The sequence below is a fragment of the Microbacterium commune genome (assembly GCF_014836945.1).
Taxonomy (GTDB): Bacteria; Actinomycetota; Actinomycetes; order Actinomycetales; family Microbacteriaceae; genus Microbacterium; species Microbacterium commune.
On the sequence record NZ_JACSPX010000003.1, the window covers coordinates 449,802 to 472,706 of the forward strand.

The following is a 22,905-nucleotide window of genomic DNA, read 5'->3' on the forward strand; positions in this document are numbered from 1 at the left end:
CTCAGCGGGTGACGCGCACGCCCTTGCCGACGACCGTGATGCCCGAGTCGGTCACCGTGAAGCCGCGTTCCAGGTCGCGTTCGCGGTCCACCCCGACCGTCGCGCCGTCCTCGAGGATGACGTTCTTGTCGAGGACCGCGCGACGCACGCGGGACCCGAGCCCCATGTGCACGTTGTCGAGGAGCACCGAGTCGGTGATCGTCGAGCCGCCCAGCGCGACGCCGCGCAGCCCGATCACGCTCCGCTCGATGTGCGTGCCCGAGAGCACCGAGCCCGCGGCGACGATCGAGTCGATCGCGTTGCCGATCCTGCCGACCGCATCCCGCACGAACTTGGCCGGCGGCATGTTGACGTTCTGCGTGCGGATCGGCCAGTCGGTGTTGTACAGGTTGAAGATCGGCAGGGTCGAGATCAGGTCCATGTGGGCGTCGAAGTACGAGTCGATGGTCCCGACATCCCGCCAGTACGAGCGATCCCGCGGCGACGAGCCGGGCACATCGTTCTGCTTCATGTCGTAGTAGCCCGCCTCGCCGCGCTGCACGAAGTAGGGGATGATGTCGCCGCCCATGTCGTGCCCGGATGAGGTGGATTCGCCGTCCGCCTCCACCGCGGCGACGAGCGCGTCGGCGTTGAAGACGTAGTTGCCCATGGAGACGAGCACCTCGTCGGGGGAGTCGGAAAGCCCGACCGGGTCGGCCGGCTTCTCGAGGAAGTCGCGGATGCGTCCGGTGTCGGGATCCGCGTCGATCACCCCGAACTGCGAGGCCAGCGCGATCGGCTGACGGATGCCGGCGACGGTGGCGGGCGCGCCGGACGCGATGTGCGCGTCGATCATCTGCTGGAAGTCCATGCGGTAGACGTGATCCGCGCCGATCACGACGACGATGTCCGGCTTCTCGTCGTTGATGAGGTTGAGGCTCTGCAGGATCGCGTCGGCGGAGCCGGAGAACCAGCGCTTCCCGAGACGCTGCTGGGCAGGAACGGAGGTGACGTACGAGTCGAGCAGCGCCGACATCCGCCAGTTCTGCGAGACGTGCCGGTCGAGGCTGTGCGACTTGTACTGCGTCAGCACGACGACCTGCCGCAGGCCCGAGTTGATGAGGTTGGATATCGCGAAGTCGATCAGGCGGTACTGGCCGCCGAAGGGCACCGCAGGCTTGGCTCTGTCCGCGGTGAGGGGCATGAGGCGCTTGCCCTCACCGCCGGCGAGGATGATCCCGAAAACCTTCTTTGGAGCCGACATGCGTCCACCATAGAGCGCCCGACGACCGATGTACTACCGTGCAGACATGCGAGTCGACATCATCACCAAGGAATATCCGCCGGAGATCTACGGCGGCGCCGGCGTGCATGTCGCCGAGCTCGTGGCGGCGCTGCGCAGCAGCATCGAGGTGCAGGTGCGCGCCTTCGGGGCCGAGCGCGCCGAGCCGGGCACGCACGCGTATCGGGTCCCGGCGGAGCTGGCCGCGGCGAATCCCGCGCTGCAGACCCTCGGCACGGATCTGGTCATGGTCGGCGACGTCGCCGGAGCCGACCTCGTGCACAGTCACACCTGGTACGCGAACTTCGCCGGCCATCTCGCGTCCCAGCTGCACGGCATCCCGCACGTGCTCACCGCGCACAGCCTCGAGCCGCTGCGGCCGTGGAAGGCCGAACAGCTCGGCGGCGGCTACGCGGTCTCGAGTGGAATCGAGCGGCTCGCGTACGAGAACGCCGCCGCGATCGTCGCCGTCAGCGACGGCATGCGCCAGGACATCCTGCGCAGCTACCCGCAGGTCGACCCGCAGCGTGTGCGCGTGATCCACAACGGCATCGACGTCGAGCGCTGGCGCCCGGTCGAGAACCCCGAGTTCCTGGCGAGCATCGGGATGGATCCGTCTCGCCCGTCGGTGGTCTTCGTCGGACGCATCACCAGGCAGAAGGGGCTGCCGTATCTGCTGCGCGCCGCCCGGCTGCTGCCGCCGGACGTGCAGCTCGTGCTGTGCGCCGGCGCTCCCGACACCCCCGAGATCATGGCGGAGGTGCAGGAGGGCGTCCGCCTGCTGCAGCAGACGCGCAAGGGGGTCATCTGGATCGAGCGGATGCTGCCGCGCGACGAGCTGTCGGCGATCCTCGCCGCCGCCACCACGTTCGTGTGCCCCTCGGTGTACGAGCCGCTGGGCATCGTCAACCTCGAGGCGATGGCGTGCGGCGCCGCGGTGGTCGGCACCGCGACGGGTGGTATCCCCGAGGTCGTCGACGACGGGGTGACGGGGCGGCTGGTGCCGATCGAGCAGCTGCAGGACGGCACCGGGACTCCCGTGGATCCCGAGCGCTACGTCTCGGATCTCGCCGCCGCGCTCACCGAGGTCACGGGCGACCCCGCACGGGCGCGACAGTACGGCGAGGCCGGAAGGGAGCGAGCCCGCAGCCAGTTCAGCTGGGGCGCGATCGCCGACACCACGCGCGCGCTCTACGAGGAGCTGACCGCCTGAGCCGATAGGCTGACCTCATGTCGAGCGCTCTGGATCTCACCGATGTCGTCGTGCGTCGCGAAGGCCGCAACATCGTCGATCGGGTGACCTGGTCGGTATCCGAGGATCAGCGCTGGGTGGTGCTCGGGCCCAACGGCGCCGGCAAGACGACGCTGCTGCAGCTCGCCGACACCCTCATGCACCCGACGTCGGGCACGGTGACCGTGCTCGGCGAGACCCTCGGACGCACCGACGTGTTCGAGCTGCGGCCGCGGATCGGCTTCGCCTCGTCCGCCATGGCCCGCCGCATTCCGCGCGACGAGACCGTGCTCAACGCGGTCATGACCGCCGCGTTCAGCGTGATGGGTCGCTGGAACGAGGACTACGAGGCCATCGATGAGCGGCGCGCGCGGCGTGTGCTCGCCGACTGGCGCCTGGAGCACCTCGCGGAGCGCCTGTTCGGAACGCTCAGCGACGGCGAGCAGAAGCGCGTGCAGATCGCCCGCGCGGTGATGACCGATCCGGAGCTGCTGCTGCTCGACGAGCCCACGGCGAGCCTCGACCTCGGCGCCCGCGAGGAGCTGCTGCAGCTGCTCGGCGGGTACGCCGCATCGCCGACCACCCCGGCGATGGTCATGGTGACCCACCACGTCGAGGAGATCCCGGTGGGCTTCACACACGTGCTGCTGCTGCGTGACGGCGCTGTCGTCGCCGGCGGGCCGATCGCCGAGACGCTGACGGCGGAAGCGCTCACCGAGGCGTTCGGCATGCCGATCGTGCTCACGCAGGACGGCGGCCGCTACGCCGCACGCTCCGCCTGAGTGGTGCTAAAGTAGATCCTTGGTGCGATAGCACCACAGACTTCCCTCGACTCTGGCAGAATCCAGGGCACCACGTAAGGAACCCCATGAAGACTGACATCCACCCCGACTACCGCGCGGTCGTTTTCCGTGACCTCGGCTCGGGAGAGACCTTCCTCACCCGCTCCACCGTCACGAGCGACAAGACCATCGAGCTGGACGGTGTGGAGTACCCCGTCATCGATGTCGAGATCTCGTCGGCTTCGCACCCGTTCTACACGGGCAAGCAGCGCATCATGGACTCGGCCGGTCGTGTCGAGCGGTTCAACCAGCGCTTCAAGAACTTCGGCGGCTCCGCCAAGTAAGCAGCCGCAGCGAAGGCCCCGCCCCGGCGGGGCCTTCGTCGTACCCGGGCTCCGCGATCGGGCACCTGGCCTCATCGCATCCGGCCCCTCGCATCCGGCGTGCCGGCGCCCTCAGCCTCGAACCGGCCACGAGCCGTCGAGACGCTGCTCGGGGTCGATCCGCCCGATCCCGATGAAGTACTCCGTGAGGCTCGCCGCCTGGTCCCGTGCCCACCCGATCTGCCTGGTGTGCAGGTCGGCTGCCGAGCGGGGCAGCGAGAACCGGCGGGCGAGGGCGAGCGCCACCCGCCCCGCGGCCACGGCATCCGCCGACGCCTCATGCGCGTCATCCAGAGGCACCGCGTAGTGATCGGCGACGACGGTGAGCGTGCGCTTGCCGCGACGGTATCGGTCGAACGCCTTGTCGAGGACCAGCGGGTCGATGACCGGCGACGGGCTGATCAGCTCGGGGATCCCGTGGCGGCGCGCCTCGTGCGCGAGGAGCGAGAAGTCGTACGAGGCGTTGTACGCGACGATCGGCAGACCCTGCGCGAACAGTGCGCGAAGGGCATGCACGATCTCGGCCACCACCTCACGCGCCGGTCTACCGTCGGCCCTGGCCTGCTCGGTGCTGATCCCGTGGACGGCCGCCGCGCCGTCGGGGATGGGCACTCCCGGATCGGCCAGCCAGTCACGGGCGGCGAGCTCCCTGCCGTGCCGATCGAGCACCCCGACGTGCGCGGTGACGATGCGATCCTGCGCCACATCGACGCCGGTCGTCTCGAGATCGAACACGCCCACGCGGGTGAGCCAGGCCGTAGCATCGAGCGGGAAGGTCATGCCGACACCATAGGAGGGGGCGCCGACACGGCCCGACTCCGCACCGACGGCCCGGGATCACTACGCTGTGCTGGTGACCTGGACGGTATGGCTCTCTCTGTTGGCCGCATGCGTGGTGATCAGCTTCACACCCGGGGCCGGGGCGATCAACACGATGAGCAACGCCCTCGTGCAGGGCTGGCGCCGTTCGCTGTGGGGCGTGCTCGGCCAGCAGGCCGCTCTCATCGTGCACGTGGTCATCGTCGCGGCGGGGGTGGGCCTGGTCGTCTCGCGATCGCCGCTGCTCTTCGAGATCATCAGGTACGCCGGCGCCGCCTACCTGATCTATCTCGGCATCCGCCTCCTCCTGGCGCCGCCGCAGCCGCAGGGCGTCGACACGACCATCTCGGCGCGCGAGGGCGCCTGGTCGATCTTCCGGCGGGGATTCTGGGTGAACCTGCTCAACCCGAAGGCGATCGTGTTCTTCCTCGCGTTCGTGCCGCAGTTCGTCCGGTTGGACCGCGATCCGCTGCCGCAGTACCTGGTGCTCGTCGGCACCGTGATCGTCGTGGACATCCTGGTGATGTGGTTCTTCTTCGCCGCCGCCGCCAAATCGTTCCGGCGGTTCACGACCCACGCCCGCGGTCAGCGCGTCCTGAACTCGGTCTTCGGCGCCCTCTTCATCGCCGTCGCCGCCCTGCTGCTGTTCCTGCACTGACGACCCACCTGCTCGCGCGGTCTTCCTGCACCGGTCGCGTCGGCGGCCGGTTGTCCACCGCCGCCGCGATACCGACTCCGTGCGACCCGCGGCGGCATGCACTCTGGTCGAACCCGGGCTGGTCCCGGCAACGAAGGAGCACGCTATGAGCATCACCAACGACGTCCTGACCATCGCCGGGAACATCGGCAACGACCCGACCGGCAACGAGACCCGAAGCGGCAAGGCGGTGATCAACTTCCGCGTCGCCACCTCGTCCGGGTACTTCGATCAGCGCACCGGCGCCTGGGTCGACGGGGTCACCAACTGGTATGCGGTTTCGGCGTTCGGCAAGCTCGCCGAGCACGCGAAGGCGTCGCTGCACCGCGGCGACCCCGTCATCGTCGTCGGGCGTCTGCGCCAGAAGGAGTGGGAGGCGAACGGCAAGAAGGGCATCGACATCGAGCTCACCGCCGACGCGATCGGCCACGACCTGCGGCGCGGTACGAGCGCGTTCGTGCGCCGCCCGCGTCCGGAGCAGGCCAGCGTGCCGCCCGCCGGCGACGACGCACCGGCGTTCGACGAGCCCACCGCGGCGGATCATGAGGCGTGGGCAGACGCCGGGCTGCGTCCGGCCGGTGGGCCGGATTCCGACGACCCCGCGGGGGAGTCCCGCGATGACGCTCTGACCTTCGCGTGATGCCCGACGCGGCGGGGACGCAGAACCGAGCGCCTAGACTCGAGGCGTGCACCACAGGTCCTCCGTCCCCGCCCGGCGGTCGGCGCGATCATGCTCTCTGCTGGTCAGCGCGGGGGCGCTCGCGCTCGCGCTGACGGCCTGTGCTCCGACGGCTGCTCCTGTCACGCCCCCCGTCTCACCGTCGCCTGCGCCTGCGGCCGCCAAGAGCGCCCCCGCACCGTCTGCCTCGCCGACGGGTGCGGATGCCGCTCTCGCCGCCTTCACGGAGGTCACCGCCCGCGTGTGGGCATCGGACTCGCGGCTGCAGGGCCGTGCCTACGTCGACGCCCTCGAGCACGCCGGCTTCGCGAAGGACGCGATGCAGGTGACCGCCGATCGGAGCACGGTCGGCAACCCCGCGGAGAGCCTGCAGTTCTCGGTCGCGTGGAGCGACACGCAGTGCCTCGTCGGTCAGGTCGGCCCGTCGACCGGCGAGCCCGTCACGGCGGTGCTTCCTCGACTGGCTGACGGAGCCTGTCTCGTGGGCGGCACCAGGCCCATCGACTGGTGACCCGTCGTCGGAGTCGACCGCACGGCGCCTGAGCGCTGCCGCGCGCGTCGACCGGTAGGCTGGGAAGCCGAGCCGACCAGAGGGGCAGCCCCCGTGTTCGGCCGCACACACTTCGCGCATCCGGACCCGGCATGCGCTGCGCCGATCACGGGCGCTGAGACAGATCCTCCAGAGGAGCGGTGAAGGTATGGCTGAGTACATCTATTCCATGGTGCGAGCGCGCAAGGCGGTCGGTGACAAGCTCATCCTCGACGACGTGACGATGGCGTTCCTGCCCGGCGCCAAGATCGGCATGGTCGGCCCGAACGGTGCCGGAAAGTCGACGATCCTGAAGATCATGGCCGGCCTCGACACTCCGTCCAACGGCGAGGCGAAGCTCACCCCCGGCTTCAGCGTCGGCATCCTCATGCAGGAGCCCGAGCTCGACGAGACCAAGACCGTGCTGGAGAACATCCAGGACGGTGTGGCGATCAAGCCGAAGCTGGATCGGTTCAACGAGATCTCGGCGCTGATGGCCGACCCCGACGCCGACTTCGACTCGCTGCTCGCCGAGATGGGCGTGCTGCAGGAGGAGATCGACGCAGCCGACGGCTGGGACCTCGACTCCCAGCTCGAGCAGGCGATGGACGCCCTGCGCACGCCGCCGGCCGACGCGGAGATCGGCCCGCTCTCGGGCGGTGAGAAGCGTCGCGTGGCTCTGGCGAAGCTGCTGCTGCAGAAGCCCGACCTGCTGCTGCTGGACGAGCCCACCAACCACCTCGACGCGGAGAGCGTGCTCTGGCTCGAGCAGCACCTCAAGGACTACAAGGGCGCGGTCATCGCGATCACGCACGACCGGTACTTCCTCGACAACGTCGCGGAATGGATCGCCGAGGTCGACCGCGGTCGCCTGATCGGCTACGAGGGCAACTACTCGACCTACCTCGAGAAGAAGGCCGAGCGCCTCGACATCCAGGGCAAGAAGGACGCCAAGCTCGCCAAGCGGCTGAAGGACGAGCTCGACTGGGTGCGCTCCAGCGCCAAGGGTCGGCAGACCAAGTCGAAGGCGCGTCTGGCCCGTTACGAGGAGATGGCCGCCGAGGCTGAGCGCACCCGCAAGCTCGACTTCGAGGAGATCCAGATCCCCGCCGGTCCGCGCCTCGGCAGCGTCGTCATCGAGGCGAAGAAGCTGCGCAAGGCGTTCGGGGATCGGGTGCTGATCGACGGTCTGAGCTTCAGCCTGCCGCCGAACGGCATCGTCGGCGTCATCGGTCCGAACGGTGTCGGAAAGACCACGCTGTTCAAGACCATCGTCGGGCTCGAGCCCCTCGACGGCGGTGACCTGAAGATCGGCGAGACCGTGAAGATCAGCTACGTCGACCAGTCCCGCGCGAACATCGATCCGAACAAGACGCTGTGGGAGGTCGTCTCGGACGGGCTCGACTTCATCACGGTCGGCAAGACGGAGATCCCCTCGCGCGCATACGTCTCGAAGTTCGGCTTCAAGGGCCCTGACCAGCAGAAGAAGGCCGGCGTGCTCTCCGGTGGTGAGCGCAACCGCCTCAACCTCGCACTGACGCTCAAGGAGGGCGGCAACCTGCTGCTTCTCGATGAGCCGACGAACGACCTCGACGTCGAGACCCTGAGCTCGCTCGAGAACGCCCTGCTCGAGTTCCCCGGCTGCGCGGTGGTCATCACGCACGACCGGTGGTTCCTCGACCGCATCGCCACGCACATCCTCGCCTACGAGGGCACGGACGAGAACCCGGCGCAGTGGCACTGGTTCGAGGGCAACTTCGAGGCGTACGAGAAGAACAAGATCGAGCGCATGGGCCCGGAGGCGGCGCGCCCGCACCGCACGACCCACCGCAAGCTGACCCGCGACTGATCCCCGGGCCCCACTCCGGACGGCGCCCGGCGCTGTCCGGAGCAGCCGGGGCGCGGGGTTCCCACGCCGATCGAACCTGACGGGAGCTGTGACCGTGACATTCCGGCGTCTGCACATCCCCATCCACCTGCGATGGGGCGACCTCGACGCGTTCAACCACGTCAACAACACCTCGATGCTCAAGCTGCTCGAGGAGGCGCGGGTGCGCGCCTTCTGGAAGCCGGAGCCGGGGGAGCAGGCTCCGGAGACGGCGATCCTCGCCTCCGGAATCGATCAGGGAGTGCTGACCCTGATCGCCCGTCAGGAGATCGAGTATCTGGCGCCCGTGCCGTATCAGCGCCGTCCGCTCGAGGTGCAGATGTGGTTCGGCAAGCTGGGCGGCTCGAGTCTCGAGGTCTGCTACGAGGTCCACAACGACCCGGCGAGCTCCGCACGCGTGCTGTACGCGCGCTCGACCGCCGTCATCGTGCTCGTCGATGCCGTCACCGGCCGCCCGCTGCGGATCAGCCCGGAGATGCGTGAGGCGTGGCAGCCGTACGTCGGGGAGCCGATCAGCTACGCGCGTCGCTGACGCTCACACGCCGGCCTCAGGCACCCGCACCATGACCTCCTGCGCGACGCTGGCCAGCAGAGTCCCCGCGCGGTCGTAGATCCGACCCGTGGAGAGCCCGCGTCCACCGCGTGCGTTGGGCGACTCCTGCACGTACAGCACCCATTCGTCGGCGCGGCCGAAGCGGTGCCACCACATGGCGTGATCGAGGCTCGCGACCTTCAGCCCCCGGGTGCTCCAGGTCACACCGTGGCGGCGCAGGATCGGCTCCTGGATGGTCATGTCGCTCAGATACGCGAGCGCCGCCCGGTGCAGGCGCGGATCGTCGGGCATCGCCGCGCGCATCCGCATCCACACCGCCTGATGGGCGACCGCCTCCCCGGCGACGTCGACGAAGAGCGGACCTTCGACGTGGCGCACATCGGCGGGGCGCTCGGCGAGCATCTTCCGCGTCAGCGGATGCACCTCGCCGACGAGCTCCTCGTCGGGACGCAGCTGCTCGGGGTCGGGAATGCCGCCCGGCATCGGCTCGGCGTGCTCGGCACCCGGATCCTCGTCCTGGAACGACGCGATCATCGAGAAGATCGGCACGCCGCCCTGGAACGCCTGGCAGCGGCGCGTGGAGAACGAGCGCCCATCGTGGATGCGGTCGACGGAGAAGGTGATCCTGCTCGTCGTGTCTCCCGGTCGCAGGAAGTAGCCGTGCATCGAGTGCACCACCCGGTCCTCGGGCAGCGTGCGCTCCGCGGCGACGAGGGACTGCGCCAGCACCTGACCGCCGTACACCCGCCCGGTGGGCATGAAATGCGAGCGGCCGGTGAAGATGTCCTCGGTGGTCCTCGCCTCCGACTCCGCCAGATCGAGGACGTCGAGAAGGGCGTCGACGGATCGGCGGGCATCCTGCTCAGCGGTCATCCGACCAGTCTAGGTCGACGGATCACCGGCCTCCGGGCCGGCGGTCATCCGGCTAACTTAGAGGGGTGACCAGACCGCTCGTGCTCGCCGACGCCCAGACCGCCCGTGACGTGCTGACCTTCGCCGGGCGAGCGGCCCAGGCCGGAGCGGACGGGGTGCGGCTGCAAGCGGCCGACGGCGTGCTCGCTCTGACCTCGGCGGCGCTCGCGCCGCAGAGCCTGTTCGATCAGACGCCCACGGTGCTCGCGATGCGGATCGTGCGCGCCGATCCCGAACTGCACTGCGACATCGTCGTCGACGAGCTCGCCGAGGGCGAGAACCCGCACGAGCTCACCCTTCCCGACACCGGTCGCGCGCCTGCGTGGGCGGGCGTCGCGCCGCCGCGCGCGCAGTGGGAGCACGTGGGCTATCTGACCGCGCAGACGGTGGCCGAGCGCGCCCAGTGGGGCATCTCGGCCGTCGCGCACGGCACCGCACCCGGATCCGGCGAGGAGGCCGTGCGTGCGCTGCGCGCCCGCATCTGGGGCGAACCGGACGACGCCCTGTCAGGACTGCCGCGCGGCGTGGCGTTCGCCGCTCACGCGTTCGGCTTCATCAACGGCGCCGAGCAGGTGCGCATCACCCGGTCGGGCCGCTGGACGCGACTCGCGTTCGCCCGTGGGCACGTGCTCAGTCGCGGCCCGGCCGTGACCGGCCTCACCGCCGTGCGCAGCACGGCCTCCTCGGCAGGCTCGGAGACCCGGTAGCCGGCGCGCCGAACCCGCGCTCAGCGCGCCGCGGCTCGTCCCGCCCTGCGACCGGAGAACAGGCAGCCGCCGAGAAAGGTCCCCTCCAGCGCTCGGTAGCCGTGCATCCCGCCACCGCCGAAGCCGCTCGCCTCACCGGCGGCGAACAGCCCGGGGATGGCATCGCCCGCGGCGTCCAGCGCGCGAGCGTCGAGGTCGGTGTGGATGCCGCCGAGCGACTTGCGGGTGAGCACGTGCAGCTTCACGGCGATCAGGGGGCCGGCTGAGGGATCCTGCAGACGATGCGGCGCCGCGGTGCGGATCAGCCGGTCACCGCGATAGCCCCGCATCGAGCGCAGCATGGCGATCTGGGCATCCTTCGTGAAGTCGTTGTCGATCTCGCGATCACGCGCGAGCACCTCTTCGCGTGCGCGGTCGACGTCGAGGACCTCGCCGCCGGGCAGGGAGCGCATGCCGGCGAGGAGTGATTCCAGATCGTCCTCCACGACGAAGTCCGCGCCCCCCTCCAGGAACGCGCGCACAGGCTCCGTCGGGCCCTTCGCGAGGCGCGAGCGCAGCAGGAGCCCGACGTCCCGCCCGGTGAGATCGGGGTTCTGCTCGCTGCCCGACAGCGCGAACTCCTTCTCGACGATCCTCCGCGTGGTCACGAACCACGAGTGGTCGTGACCGGTGCCGCGCAGGTGCGCCAGCGTGCCGAGCGTGTCGAAGCCGGGATACAGCGGCGCCGGAAGGCGGCTGCCGGTCGCGTCCAGCCACAGCGACGACGGGCCGGGGAGGATCCGGATGCCGTGCCCCGGCCACACCGGATCCACGTTCTCGATCCCCTCCACGTAGTGCCACATGCGGTCGGCGTTGATCAGGTCGGCGCCCGCCGCCCGCGCCACCGCCTGCATGGAGCCGTCGACGTACGCGGGGACTCCCGTGAGCATGTGCTCGGGCGCCGTGCCGAGACGCTCGGGCCAGACCGCTCGGACGAGATCGTGATCCCCGCCGATGCCGCCGGAGGCGACGATCACGGCATCCGCCCTGATCTCGAAGTCGGCCACCGGCTCGCGCGACGTCGGCACGCCCCTCGGGGCGAAGGCATCGGCGAGCACCGTGCCGCGTGCCCCGACGACGCTGCCGGAGTCGACGAGGAGATCCGATACCCGGTGGCGGGGCAGCACCCGGGCCCGTCCCTCGGCCTCCGCCTGCTCGACGGCGGCGGCGAACGGGGCGACGATGCCCGGACCCGTGCCCCACGTGATGTGGAAGCGAGGCACCGAGTTGCCCGGTCCGATCGCGCTCCCGCCTCCTCGCTCGGCCCAGCCGACCACCGGGAAGAACCCGACCCCGCGCTCGCGCAGCCAGGCGCGCTTCTCTCCGGCGGCGAACTGCAGGTACTCTTGCGCCCACAGCCGCGGCCAGGCGTCCTCGGGTCGGTCGAAGCCGGCGCCGCCGAACCAGTCCTGCCGCGCGAGATCGAGCGAGTCCCGGATGCCCATCCGACGCTGCTCGGGGGAGTCGATCAGGAACAGGCCCCCGAACGACCACCACGCCTGCCCGCCGAGGTTCTGGCGGGGCTCCTGGTCGATGATCGTGACCCGTCGACCGGCGGCGAGCGCCTCGGTGGCGGCCACCAGCCCCGCCAGCCCCCAGCCGATCACGAGGACGTCGGTGGCGGGCATGCGGGGCGGGGTGGTCATGTGGTCTCCGTCGACTCCGGGGCGGCGCGGTGCTCGAGCGTCGGGCGGCCCTGGGGGCCGGCACCGATGCCCGAGGGCTCGAATGTGTTCACCATCGCATACGCCGCCCGCTCCAGGTAGTCCCACAGCGTCGCCTCGTGCAACGGCGAGAGCTGCACCTCGTCGAGCGCGGTGCGCATGTGACGCAGCCAGCGGTCCCTGGCATCCGGATCGATGTGGAACGGCACATGCCGCATCCGCAGCCGCGGATGACCGCGCTGCTCGCCGTACGTCGTCGGCCCGCCCCAGTACTGGACGAGGAACCAGGTCAGGCGCTCGGCGGCGGGCCCGAGATCCTCCTCGGGGTACATCGGCTTCAGAACGGGGTCGAGCGCGACCTCGCGGTAGAACACCGCCACGAGGCGCTCGAAGGTGGGCCGGCCGCCGACCTCGTCGTAGAACGTCACTGTGCGCCGCCTTCCTCGTCAGTCGTCTTCTTGCGTCGCCAGATGCCGCGATCCACGATGCGCGGCACGCCGGTGACCGGGTTCGGCTTCGTGACCGGCGGGTTGGCTCCGCGCACCCGGCGGGCGCCCTCCAGGCCGGTCAGCGTCACCGCGGCCAGGCGCGGCACGCCGATGCCCTGCTCGGCCAGCGCGGCCCGCAGCCGACGACGCAGCTCCTGCGAGACGTCGTCCATCGCGTTGGCGCGGGTCTTCATGACCACGCGCACCACGAGGGCATCGCCGTCGACGCTCTCCAGTCCCCAGATCTCCGGCTTCGCGATGATGCGCGTGCGCCACTTCGGGTCCTTCGCCAGGCTCTGCGCGGTGTCCATCATCGACTTCTCGACCAGCTCCAGGTCGGCGTCAGGCGCGACGCCGAGGTCGACGATGGCGCGTGCCCAGCCCTGCGACATGTTGCCGATGCGGGTGACCTCGCCGTTGCGGACGTACCAGAGGGTGCCGTTCACGTCGCGCACCTGCGTGATCCGCACGCTGACGTACTCGACGACACCGGATGCCAGGCCGAGATCGACGACGTCGCCGATGCCGATCTGATCCTCGGCGACGAGGAAGATGCCGTTCAGCACATCCTTCACGATGTTCTGCGCGCCGAAGCCGAGACCGGCGCCGACCGCCGCGGTCAGCAGCGTGAGCGAGCCGAGCAGGCTGGAATCGACTGCGTTGACGGTGAGGACGAGCGCGATGACCACGAGCATCACGTTGACGATGTTCTGCAGGATCGAGCCGAGCGTGCGGGTGCGCTGGACGAGACGCATGTCGGCGAGCGGGGAGCGCTCGAGAGCCTGCGTGTCGTCGACCCGCGCCTTCGTCTTCGCGCTGTTGACGATGCGCTGCACGACGCGGCGGATGACCAAGCGCAGGATGAACGCGATGGCCACGCAGCTCGCGATGATCACGGCGACGGTGAGCGCTCTGCCGCCGATCTTCAGCAGGATCTCCAGCACGCCGCCCCACCACCCCGGATCGGTGGGGTCGGGGGCGGGAGTCTCGGCGGCGAAGCGGATGTCCATCACGTCGATGTTAGCGATCGGGCCTCAGCGCATTCTGCGTGCGCTGAGGCCCGATCGGCTGACGGTGCCGTGCGGATCAGTCCTCGGCGTCGCGGGACTGCGCGGCGAGCGCGCGCTCGACGTCGGCGAGGTTCTCGTGCACGAGACGGCGCAGCGCCGGGGCCGCGTCCTGGTTCTCGGCGAGCCACGCGCGTGTCGCGTCACGCAGCTCGACGCTCGCGAGCGACCGCGGGTAGAGGCCGACGATCAGGTAGTCGGCGATCTGGTAGGTGCGCTCCTCCCAGATCGGCAGCAGCATCTCGAAGTACTTCGGGATGAAGGCGCCGAGCACCTCGACGCCCGCCGGGTGCACGAAGCCGAGGGCGGCGGCGCGCACGATGGTGTTCGGCAGGTCGCTGTTGTCGATCAGCGACGACCACGCGGCGTGCTTCGCCTCGGCCGTCGGCAGCGCGGCGCGCGCCTGGGCCGCGAACTCGGCGCCCTTGGAGGTGTTGTCGGCCGCGAGCGCGGCGTCGATGGCTGCGGCGTCGGTGGCGCCTGCCGCGGCGAGGCCGGTGAGCAGCAGCCACGACAGGTCGGCGTCGATCTCCAGCCCCGGCAGGGTCTCCTCGCCCGCGCGCAGCCGGCCGACGATGCCGGCCTGTTCGGGGGTCGCGATCGAGTTGGCGAACGCGGTCACGAGCTGCAGCTGGCTGTCGCTGCCTGGCTCGGCCTGGTGGGCGAGCGCCCACAGTCCGTCGGCGACCTTCTCCCGGGCGGCCGCGCGGGTCTCGGGCGCGACGTAGATGTTCGCCGCGAGCTGCAGCTGCGAGAGCGTCGTGCGCACCGTCGTCGACTCGGTCTCGCGACCGATGTTGCCGAGTACCAGGTCGATGTAATCGGAGGCGGCGGTCTCGGCATCCCGGGTCTGGTCCCACGCCGCACCCCACACGAGCGAGCGCGCGAGGGGGTCGGAGATGTCGGACAGGTGCTCGATGGCGGTCGCGAGCGAGCGCTCGTCGAGGCGGATCTTCGCGTAGGCGAGGTCGTTGTCGTTGAGCAGCACCATGTCGGGACGCTCGAGGCCCTGCAGCTCGGGGATCTCGGTGCGATCGCCGTCGACGTCGACCTCCACGTAGTGGGTGCGCACCAGCTCCGACCGCCCCGCGGAGTCATCGAGGGTGTAGAACCCGATGCCGAGGCGGTGCGGACGGATGGTCGGGTAGTCGGCGGGAGCCGTCTGGGTCACCGCGAAGCGGGTGATGACACCCGCGGCGTCATCGACGATGACCGGCGCGAGCGTGTTGACGCCCGCCGTCTCGAGCCACTTCTTCGCCCAGGTGGTCAGGTCGCGCCCGCTGGTGGCCTCGAGCTCGGCGAGCAGGTCGCTCAGCTCGGTGTTGCCCCACGCGTGCTTCTGGAAGTACTGGCCGACGCCGGCGAAGAACGCGTCGATGCCGACCCATGCGGTCAGCTGCTTGAGCACCGAGCCGCCCTTGGCGTAAGTGATGCCGTCGAAGTTGACCATCACGTCTTCGAGGTCGTTGATCTCGGCGACGATCGGGTGGGTCGAGGGCAGCTGGTCCTGGCGGTACGCCCAGGTCTTCTCCATCGCGTTGAAGGTCGTCCAGGCGGCCTTCCACTCGGTGGCCTCCGCCGTGGCGATGGTCGACGCCCACTCGGCGAACGACTCGTTCAACCACAGGTCGTTCCACCACTTCATGGTGACGAGGTCGCCGAACCACATGTGCGCCAGCTCGTGCAGGATCGTGACGACGCGACGCTCCTTGACGGCGTCGGTCACCTTGCTGCGGAACACGTACGACTCGGTGAACGTCACCGCACCGGCGTTCTCCATGGCGCCCGCGTTGAACTCGGGCACGAACAGCTGGTCGTACTTCTCGAACGGGTAGGGCACGCCGAACTTCGCCTCGAAGTACTCGAAGCCCTGGCGGGTCTTGTCGAAGATGTAGTCGGCGTCGAGGTGCTGCCAGAGGCTCTTGCGGCCGTAGACGCCGAGCGGCACGACCCGACCGGACGCGCTGGTGAGCTCGGAGAAGGTGGCCTCGTAGGGACCCGCGACGAGCGCAGTGATGTACGACGAGATGCGCGGGGTCGGGGCGAATCCCCAGGTCGCCACGCCCTCGGAGCCCGAGGACGCGTCGTGCACGATCGGCTCGGGGGTGGGGGAGTTGGAGACGACCTTCCACGCCGAGGGCGCGGTCACGGTGAACTGGAACGTCGCCTTGAGATCGGGCTGCTCGAACACCGCGAACACGCGGCGGGAGTCGGGCACCTCGAACTGCGAGTACAGGTACACCTCGCCGTCGACGGGGTCGACGAAGCGGTGCAGGCCCTCGCCGGTGTTGGTGTACAGGCAGTCGGCGTCGACGATGAGGACGTTCTCGGCCTGCAGGTCGTCGAGCGAGATGCGCGAGTCGCCGAAGGCGGCGCTCGGATCGATCTGCTCGCCGTTGAGCGTGATCTCCCGGACATCCCGTGCGATGAGGTCGATGAAGGTCGACGCGCCGGGCGTCGCCGTGAAGCGGACCACGCTGCGCGATCCGAACACCTCCGCGCCCTTGGTCAGATCGAGTGAGATCTCGTACGACTGCGTGTCGATGACGGCGCGGCGCTCCTGCGCTTCGATACGTGTGAGGTTTTCTCCAGGCACAGCTGATTTCTCCCATTGGTGGAGGGGATGTCGAGGTGCATCGACGCTGCTGGCGCCGACGGCAACCATGACAGCCTACGCCAGCCCCGCATGCGGGTGCAGATCTCGATGCTGGCTCATAGAGAGTCGGTGTCAGGATGTACCCGTGAGCTCATCAGAGAAGATCGTCGTACCGCACGCCTCGCCGGCCGCATCGACCGGCTCCGCACACGTCGAGGTCCCCGTCGCCTACGACGGCATCCTGCTCGCCGGGTTCGGCGGCCCGGAGGGCCAGGACGACGTGATCCCGTTCCTGCGCAACGTCACCCGCGGTCGCGGGATCCCCGACGAGCGCCTCGAGGACGTCTCGCACCACTACCGTCACTTCGGCGGGGTCAGCCCGATCAACGCGCAGAATCGTGCGCTGAAGGCGGCGCTCGAGGCCGAGCTCGCGGCCCGGTCGATCCAGCTGCCCGTGTACTGGGGCAACCGCAACTGGGCGCCGTACCTGGAGGACGCGGTGGCCGAGGCGGTCGCGGATGAGCACACCACGCTGCTGGCGTTCGCGACGAGCGCCTACAGCTCGTTCTCGAGCTGTAGGCAGTACCGCGAGGACTTCGCGAGGGTGCTCGACGGTACGGAGTACGACGGCGTCGTCACCATCGACAAGATCCGTCCGTTCTTCGACCACCCCGGCTTCGTGCAGGCGTTCGTCGAGGGCGTGCACGACGCGGTGCGTGCTCGACTGGACGAGGGCCTGGCCCCGGACGCCGTGCAGGTGCTCTTCTCGACCCACAGCATTCCGATGGACGACGCCAAGCGCTCCGGCCCGCGCGACATGGACCTCGGCGAGGGCGGCGCGTACGCCGCTCAGCATGAGGCGGTCGCAGCGTGGGTGATGCACCGCGTGGCCGAGCTCGCCCCCGCGGCGGCCGACGTGCCGTGGGAGCTCGTCTACCAGTCGCGCTCCGGCCCCGCGTCGCAGCCGTGGCTCGAGCCCGATGTCTGCGATGTGATCGCCGAGCTGCCCGCACGGGGCCGCCGCGCGGTGATCGTCGTGCCGGTCGGCTTCATGAGCGATCACATGGAGGTGCTCTGGGATCTCGACACCGAGGCGAAGGAGGCCGCAGAGGAGGCGGGGCTCGCGTTCACCCGCACACCGACCCCCGGTGTGTCGCCGGCCTTCGTGGCCGGCATCGTCGACCTCATCCAGGAGCGCCTCGAGGGTCGTCCTGCCGCCGATCGCGCGCACACCACCGACCTCGGGCCGTGGTTCGACGTGTGCCGTCCCGGATGCTGCGAGAACATCCGCGCCGGTTTCAAACCGGCGGCCGCGGGCATCGCCCCCTGACCTCTCCCAAATAGGATGTCGTCTATGCGCATCCACATCGCCACCGACCACGCTGGACTCGACTTCTCGACCCGCCTGCAGCAGCATCTGCGCGAGGCCGGCCACGAGGTCGTCGATCACGGCCCCGTCGAGTACGACGCGCTCGACGACTATCCCGCGTTCTGCATCCGTGCGGCGCAGGCCGTGGTCGCCGACCAGCGCGCCGGCGTCGAGGCACTCGGTGTGGTCTTCGGCGGGTCGGGCAACGGTGAGCAGATCGCCGCGAACAAGGTCGACGGCATCCGTGCGGCTCTTGTGTGGAACCTGTCGACGGCGGAGCTGGCGAGAGAGCACAACGACGCGAACGTGATCTCGATCGGCGCCCGTCAGCACGACGTCGACGAGGTGATCTCGTTCATCGACCGCTTCATCGCGACGCCGTTCTCCGGTGACGAGCGCCATGTGCGGCGCATCGGCCAGATCGCCGACTTCGAGAAGGACGGGACCCTGCTGCCCGACCCGCGGGCCTGACATGCCCGAGGGTCATTCCGTCCACCGCATCGCCCGGCAGTTCGCGCGCAACTTCACCGGTCGGCCCGTGCAGGCGTCCAGCCCGCAGGGGCGCTTCGCCGAGGGGGCGGCGGTGCTCGACGGGCGCGAGATGCTGCAGGCGATGGCGGTCGGCAAGCAGATGTTCCTCGAGTTCGAGGATGCCGTCTGGCTGCGCGTGCACCTCGGCCTGTACGGCGCATGGGACTTCGCGGGCGAGATCGTCGCGGACGCGACCATCGCCTCCGCCAACGGACGCATGGGGCAGACCAACCAGCGCGGCACCGACCTCGAGGACGCGATCTACGACGACGCGGGTGAGAACTCCCTGACGTCGATCGGCGCGCCTCGCAGGTCGCGGGTGCACGTGCGGATGTCGGAGCAGACCAGCGGACTCGCCGACGAGGGCGACGAGTGGCCACCGCCGGTGGTCGGCCAGGTGCGGCTGCGGCTGCTGAACGAGACCACCTGCGCGGATCTGCGTGGACCGACCGCGTGCGCGCTGCAGACCCCGGACGAGATGCTCGCCACGGTCGCCAAGCTCGGACCCGACCCGCTGGTCGGCGATCTCGACGAGGGCGAGGAGCGCTTCGTGCGTACCGTGCGGCGCAAGCCGACCCCGATCGCGCTGCTGCTGATGGACCAGTCCGTGGTCAGCGGCATCGGCAACGTGTACCGGGCCGAGATGCTGTTCCGCGCCCGACTCGAGCCGCACACGCCGGGACGCGACGTGCCGGAGGAGGTCGTGCGCGCGCTGTGGCGCGACTGGGTGGAGCTGCTCTCGATCGGGGTCGAGACAGGCCAGATGATGACCATGGACGGCCTCACCGGCGCGGCGTACCGCGCGGCGATGGCCAGCCGCGACGACCGGCACTGGGTGTACCACCGTGCCGGGCTGCCGTGCCGGGTGTGCGGCACCGAGATCGCCCTCGAGGAGATCGGCGCTCGCAAGCTGTACTGGTGCCCGTCCTGCCAGCGCTGATCACGAGCCGCGGGCGATGATCGAACCTGAGTGCGCGCTGTGAATAGGATGGCTGAGTCCGTTCGCAACGTCGCACGACAGGAGACCTCATGGACCTTTCCGCGCTGCAGAGCGTGCTCGAGAACATCAGCTCATGGATCTGGGGGCCGTGGCTCCTCATCCCGCTGCTGCTCGGCACCGGCCTCTACCTCACCATCCGCCTGGGCGGGCTGCAGTTCATCCGGCTCGGCGCAGCGCTGCGCCTGGGCCTGTTCACCCGCAAGGACCCCGGCTCCGACGGTGACATCTCGCAGTTCCAGGCCCTGACCACCGCTCTCGCCGCCACGGTGGGCACCGGAAACATCGTCGGCGTCGCGACCGCCATCGGCATCGGCGGCCCCGGCGCGCTGTTCTGGATGTGGGTGACCGGTCTGCTCGGCATGGCGTCGAAGTACTCCGAGGCGTTCCTCGGCGTGCGCTTTCGCACCACCGACTCGGCCGGCGAGAAGAACGGCGGACCGCAGTACTACCTCGAGCGCGGCATCCCGAACAGGTTCGGCAAGTTCCTCGCGATCTTCTTCGCCGTCGCCGCGGTCATCGCCTGCTTCGGCATCGGCAACATGACCCAGGGCAATTCGATCTCGGCGAACCTCGAGAACAGCTTCGACGTGCCCACCTGGGTCACCGGCATCGTGCTCACCGTGTTCGCCCTGCTGGTCCTCGTCGGCGGGATCAAGTCGATCGGGCGCGTCACCGCCGGTCTCGTGCCGGTGATGATCATCTTCTACGTGCTGGGCGCCGTCTACATCCTCATCGCAAACATCGGCGGCGTGCCGGCGGCCTTCGCGCAGATCTTCACCGACGCGTTCACCGGCACGAGCGCGGTCGGCGGGTTCGCGGGTTCTGCGATCATCATCGCCGTGCAGTACGGCGTCGCGCGCGGCATCTTCTCGAACGAGTCGGGCATGGGCTCGGCCGCCATCGCCGCCGCCGCCGCGAAGACCAGTCACCCCGTGCGCCAGGGGCTCGTGTCGATGACGCAGACGTTCATCGACACGATCATCGTCGTCACCTGCACCGGCCTGGTGATCATCACCACCGGCGTGTGGAACATGACAGACCCCGCGACCGGGGAGCAGATCGACCCCGCCGTGATGACGGGCGAGGCGTTCTCGCACGGACTGCCGGGCGAATGGGGGCACTACATCGTGACGATCGGCCTCGTGCTGTTCGCCGGTTCCACCATCCTCGGCTGGTCGTACTACGGCGAGCGCAGCATCGAGCGTCTCATCGGCCGCAAGGCGGTCATGCCGTTCCGCATCGTGTTCTCGCTCGTCGTCTTCATCGGCTGCACGGTGCAGCTCGGCGTCGTGTGGGCGTTCTCGGACGTGATGAACGGCCTCATGGCGCTGCCGAACCTCATCGGTCTGCTCATCCTCTCCGGCCTCGTCGCACGCGAGACGAAGAAGTACCTCGACAACGACCCCAAGCTGACGGCGACCCCGGAAGAGGTGAACGCGTTCATGGCGGGCGATCAGGCGTTCGAGGACTGGAAGACCCAGGCGATCCCGGTGGTCAAGACCAGGCGGTGAGCGACTCTCGGGCCGGGTCGGTCCTAGGCTTGCATGGTGCGTCAGAACCCCAGCTTCGCCATGACCGACCCGGCCGAACTGCGCCGGATCATCGAGCTCAACCCGTGGGCTACCCTCGTCAGCGACGCGGAGGACGGGCTCGTCGCGTCGCACTACGTCATGCTGCTCGATGACGGGCGCGACGACCTCACCGTGGTCGGCCACGTCGGCCGACCGGACGACCTCATTCACGGGCTGGGCGAGCGCGAGATCCTGATCGCCTTCCAGGGCCCGCACGGGTACATCTCGCCGGGGTGGTACGGCGACGTGCAGGCCGTGCCCACCTGGAACCACGTGTCGGTCCACCTCAGCGGGGTGCCGGAGATCCTCTCCGACGCCGAGAACCTGCGGGTGCTCGAGCGGATGGTCGACGTCTTCGAGAATCGCATGCCGAGCCCGCGCGGCATGTGGCAGCTGCCCAACGATGAGGCGTTCGTGCACCGCCTCGCGGCAGGGACCGTCGGCTTCCGCCTGACACCCGCGCGGATCGTCGCCAAGCGCAAGCTCAGCCAGAACAAGCCCGCCGAGATCGTCGACGAGGTGATCGCCGCGCTCGAGGGCGATGCAGCCCACGCCGACCCCGCCCTCGCGGCCGAGATGCGCCGCGCCCGCGACGAGCGACGGGGGAGCCGCTCGTGATCTCGCGCGGTGATCGCATCGATGTCCTGCGTGCGGTCCGGCTCAGCGGGCCGCTGGCGCTCACCTTCGGCGACGAGCCCGTCGATCTGATCCTCCGGAACGGACGCATCGCCGACGTCGCACCGACCGGGGCGCTGCCGGCCAGGGGACTCGTCCTCGACGGGGAGGGGCACCGGGTGGTGGCGGGGCTCTGGGATCACCATGTGCACACCGTGCAGTGGGCGCTGAACGCCGAGCGCGTACCGCTCGGCGACGTGCGCAGCGCCGCCGAGGCGGCCAGGGTGATGGGCGATGCCGAGGCCCTAGCCGACGGGCGACGGGTCGGTGCCGGGATGCGGGATGCCCTGTGGCCGGACACCCCGTCCCTCGCCCTGCTCGACGAGCGGACGGGCACCGAGCCGACCTACCTCATCAACGCCGACGTGCACAGCGTGTGGCTGAACAGCGCCGCGTTCCGGCGTGAGGGCTTCCTCCCCACCGACGACGGGATGCTCAGGGAGGAGGACGCCTTCGAGATCTCCCGGCGGCTGAACGCCGCTGACGACCTCACGGCGGATGCCGCGGTGCGACGCGCCGCCGACCGGGCCGCTGCCCGCGGTATCACCGGCGCGGTCGACTTCGACATGGCGTGGAACGCGGAGGCCTGGCTGCGCCGGGCGGATGCCGGGTTCGCTGCGCACCGCGTAGAGTTCGCCTTCTACGCCGCGGACCTGTCGCGCGCGATCTCCCACGGACTGCGCACCGGGGACGCCCTCCCCGGCACCGGCGGGCTCGTGCACGTCGGCCCGCTCAAGCTCATCACCGACGGCTCGCTCGGCACCCGCACCGCCGCGTGCTCGCACGCCTACGACGATGATCCGGCCAACTTCGGCGTGCTCACGATCGAACCCGATCGCCTGCGTGACCTGCTCACCGACGCCACCGCGTCGGGGATCGAGGTGGCGGTGCACGCCATCGGCGACCGCGCCGTGGCATCCGCTCTCGACGCATTCACGTACACCCAGGCGCGGGGCACGATCGAGCACGCTCAGCTGGTGCGCCACGCCGACCTCGCCCGGTTCGCACGCCTGGGTGTGGTGGCCAGCGTGCAGCCCGAGCACGCGGTCGACGACCGCGACATGGTCGGCATGCTGTGGCAGCATCAGCGGGCGCTGAGTCACCCGCTGGCGTCACTGCTCGAGGCGGGCATCCCGGTGCGTTTCGGATCGGATGCCCCGGTCGCGCCGCTCGATCCGTGGCTGACGATCGCCGCCGCGGCGCACCGCACCACGGACGATCGCGAGCCGTGGCAGCCGAACGAGCGGGTCGGCGTCATCTCCGCGCTGCGGGCGAGCAGCCGCCACGGCGAGACGGATATCGAGATCGGCGGGCTCGCGGATCTCGTGCTGTGCGGCAGTGACCCGCTGACCGCTGATCGCACCGAGCTGCACCGGATGCCCGTCTCGGCCACCCTGCTCGGCGGAACGCTCACCCACCTGGCCTGAGACCGACTCGACGAGCAGACGAGAAGGGCGCCGCCCC

22 protein-coding genes are annotated in these 22,905 nt (G+C 69.8%); 15 read left to right on the forward strand and 7 right to left on the reverse strand.

From position 1 onward, the window contains the following. Nucleotide 1: 1 nt before the first annotated feature. Entirely contained in the window at nt 2-1,243 is a 1,242-nt protein-coding gene (glgC, locus tag H9633_RS12335; protein ID WP_191713348.1) for a glucose-1-phosphate adenylyltransferase, read from the reverse strand. Nucleotides 1,244-1,289: 46 nt separating this feature from the next. On the opposite strand from glgC, the gene glgA reads away from it, so the two are divergent. The 3 genes from glgA (at nt 1,290) to H9633_RS12350 (ending at nt 3,618) form a co-directional block, all read left to right on the forward strand. Beyond that, the gene (gene glgA, locus H9633_RS12340; protein ID WP_191713349.1) at nt 1,290-2,474 is read left to right on the forward strand and encodes a glycogen synthase; all 1,185 of its coding nucleotides are present in this window, start codon (nt 1,290-1,292) and stop codon (nt 2,472-2,474) included. Between the two features lie 17 nt (nt 2,475-2,491). Beyond that, a complete protein-coding gene (locus H9633_RS12345) occupies nt 2,492-3,274 on the forward strand; it encodes an ABC transporter ATP-binding protein (RefSeq protein ID WP_191713350.1) in 783 nt (260 codons plus the stop codon). Nucleotides 3,275-3,360: 86 nt separating this feature from the next. Further along, on the forward strand, nt 3,361-3,618 hold the full coding sequence (locus tag H9633_RS12350) for a type B 50S ribosomal protein L31 (protein ID WP_071643444.1): 258 nt from the start codon (nt 3,361-3,363) through the stop codon (nt 3,616-3,618). A 111-nt stretch (nt 3,619-3,729) separates the two neighbouring features. Here the strand turns inward: H9633_RS12350 and H9633_RS12355 are convergent, their stop codons facing one another. After that, nucleotides 3,730-4,437, reverse strand: a complete 708-nt coding sequence (locus H9633_RS12355; protein WP_191713351.1) for a 3'-5' exonuclease — start codon at nt 4,435-4,437, stop codon at nt 3,730-3,732. A gap of 73 nt (nt 4,438-4,510) precedes the next feature. Between H9633_RS12355 and H9633_RS12360 the strand changes: the two genes are divergently transcribed. From H9633_RS12360 to H9633_RS12380, 5 genes are all read left to right on the forward strand, one after another. Beyond that, nucleotides 4,511-5,134: a LysE family translocator gene (locus H9633_RS12360; protein WP_191713352.1), complete on the forward strand. Its 624-nt coding sequence runs from the start codon at nt 4,511-4,513 to the stop codon at nt 5,132-5,134. Between the two features lie 145 nt (nt 5,135-5,279). Beyond that, nucleotides 5,280-5,813 (forward strand): single-stranded DNA-binding protein, encoded by a 534-nt coding sequence (locus H9633_RS12365; protein WP_191713353.1) that lies wholly within the window; start codon nt 5,280-5,282, stop codon nt 5,811-5,813. A 46-nt stretch (nt 5,814-5,859) separates the two neighbouring features. Then, nucleotides 5,860-6,363: a DUF6993 domain-containing protein gene (locus H9633_RS12370; protein WP_191713354.1), complete on the forward strand. Its 504-nt coding sequence runs from the start codon at nt 5,860-5,862 to the stop codon at nt 6,361-6,363. A 187-nt stretch (nt 6,364-6,550) separates the two neighbouring features. Further along, nucleotides 6,551-8,230 (forward strand): energy-dependent translational throttle protein EttA, encoded by a 1,680-nt coding sequence (gene ettA, locus H9633_RS12375; protein WP_191713355.1) that lies wholly within the window; start codon nt 6,551-6,553, stop codon nt 8,228-8,230. 94 nt (nt 8,231-8,324) lie between these two features. Then, on the forward strand, nt 8,325-8,801 hold the full coding sequence (locus H9633_RS12380) for an acyl-CoA thioesterase (protein WP_191713438.1): 477 nt from the start codon (nt 8,325-8,327) through the stop codon (nt 8,799-8,801). A 3-nt stretch (nt 8,802-8,804) separates the two neighbouring features. On the opposite strand, the gene H9633_RS12385 is transcribed toward H9633_RS12380, so the two are convergent. Then, a complete protein-coding gene (locus H9633_RS12385; protein WP_191713356.1) occupies nt 8,805-9,695 on the reverse strand; it encodes an acyl-CoA thioesterase in 891 nt (296 codons plus the stop codon). A 65-nt stretch (nt 9,696-9,760) separates the two neighbouring features. Between H9633_RS12385 and H9633_RS12390 the strand changes: the two genes are divergently transcribed. After that, complete coding sequence (locus tag H9633_RS12390; RefSeq protein WP_191713357.1) at nt 9,761-10,441, forward strand: hypothetical protein; 681 nt, start codon at nt 9,761-9,763, stop codon at nt 10,439-10,441. 20 nt (nt 10,442-10,461) lie between these two features. Here H9633_RS12390 and H9633_RS12395 read toward each other — a convergent pair whose 3' ends face one another. The 4 genes from H9633_RS12395 to pepN all read right to left on the reverse strand — a co-directional run bounded on the left by H9633_RS12395 (nt 10,462) and on the right by pepN (nt 16,295). Continuing rightward, nucleotides 10,462-12,126, reverse strand: coding sequence for an FAD-binding dehydrogenase (locus H9633_RS12395; protein ID WP_191713358.1), 1,665 nt, complete (start codon nt 12,124-12,126; stop codon nt 10,462-10,464). Further along, complete coding sequence (locus H9633_RS12400; RefSeq protein WP_191713359.1) at nt 12,123-12,572, reverse strand: globin; 450 nt, start codon at nt 12,570-12,572, stop codon at nt 12,123-12,125. The genes H9633_RS12395 and H9633_RS12400 overlap by 4 nt, the downstream gene beginning before the upstream one ends. Continuing rightward, on the reverse strand, nt 12,569-13,642 hold the full coding sequence (locus tag H9633_RS12405) for a mechanosensitive ion channel family protein (protein WP_191713360.1): 1,074 nt from the start codon (nt 13,640-13,642) through the stop codon (nt 12,569-12,571). The genes H9633_RS12400 and H9633_RS12405 overlap by 4 nt, the downstream gene beginning before the upstream one ends. A 76-nt stretch (nt 13,643-13,718) precedes the next feature. Continuing rightward, nucleotides 13,719-16,295, reverse strand: coding sequence for an aminopeptidase N (gene pepN / locus H9633_RS12410; RefSeq protein WP_191713361.1), 2,577 nt, complete (start codon nt 16,293-16,295; stop codon nt 13,719-13,721). 145 nt (nt 16,296-16,440) lie between these two features. On the opposite strand from pepN, the gene H9633_RS12415 reads away from it, so the two are divergent. The 6 genes from H9633_RS12415 (at nt 16,441) to H9633_RS12440 (ending at nt 22,868) form a co-directional block, all read left to right on the forward strand. Further along, nucleotides 16,441-17,625 carry a ferrochelatase gene (locus H9633_RS12415; protein ID WP_071643464.1) on the forward strand — a complete coding sequence of 395 codons (1,185 nt, stop codon included), beginning with the start codon at nt 16,441-16,443 and terminating at the stop codon, nt 17,623-17,625. A 24-nt stretch (nt 17,626-17,649) separates the two neighbouring features. Further along, the gene (locus H9633_RS12420) at nt 17,650-18,135 is read left to right on the forward strand and encodes a ribose-5-phosphate isomerase (protein WP_071643465.1); all 486 of its coding nucleotides are present in this window, start codon (nt 17,650-17,652) and stop codon (nt 18,133-18,135) included. 1 nt (nt 18,136) lies between these two features. Further along, the gene (locus H9633_RS12425) at nt 18,137-19,135 is read left to right on the forward strand and encodes an Fpg/Nei family DNA glycosylase (protein ID WP_191713362.1); all 999 of its coding nucleotides are present in this window, start codon (nt 18,137-18,139) and stop codon (nt 19,133-19,135) included. A gap of 89 nt (nt 19,136-19,224) precedes the next feature. Further along, on the forward strand, nt 19,225-20,706 hold the full coding sequence (locus H9633_RS12430) for an alanine/glycine:cation symporter family protein (RefSeq protein ID WP_071643469.1): 1,482 nt from the start codon (nt 19,225-19,227) through the stop codon (nt 20,704-20,706). Between the two features lie 36 nt (nt 20,707-20,742). Further along, entirely contained in the window at nt 20,743-21,384 is a 642-nt protein-coding gene (locus H9633_RS12435) for an FMN-binding negative transcriptional regulator (protein ID WP_191713363.1), read from the forward strand. Next, a complete protein-coding gene (locus H9633_RS12440) occupies nt 21,381-22,868 on the forward strand; it encodes an amidohydrolase (protein WP_191713364.1) in 1,488 nt (495 codons plus the stop codon). Before H9633_RS12435 ends, H9633_RS12440 begins: the two co-directional genes overlap by 4 nt. Nucleotides 22,869-22,905 lie beyond the last annotated feature (37 nt).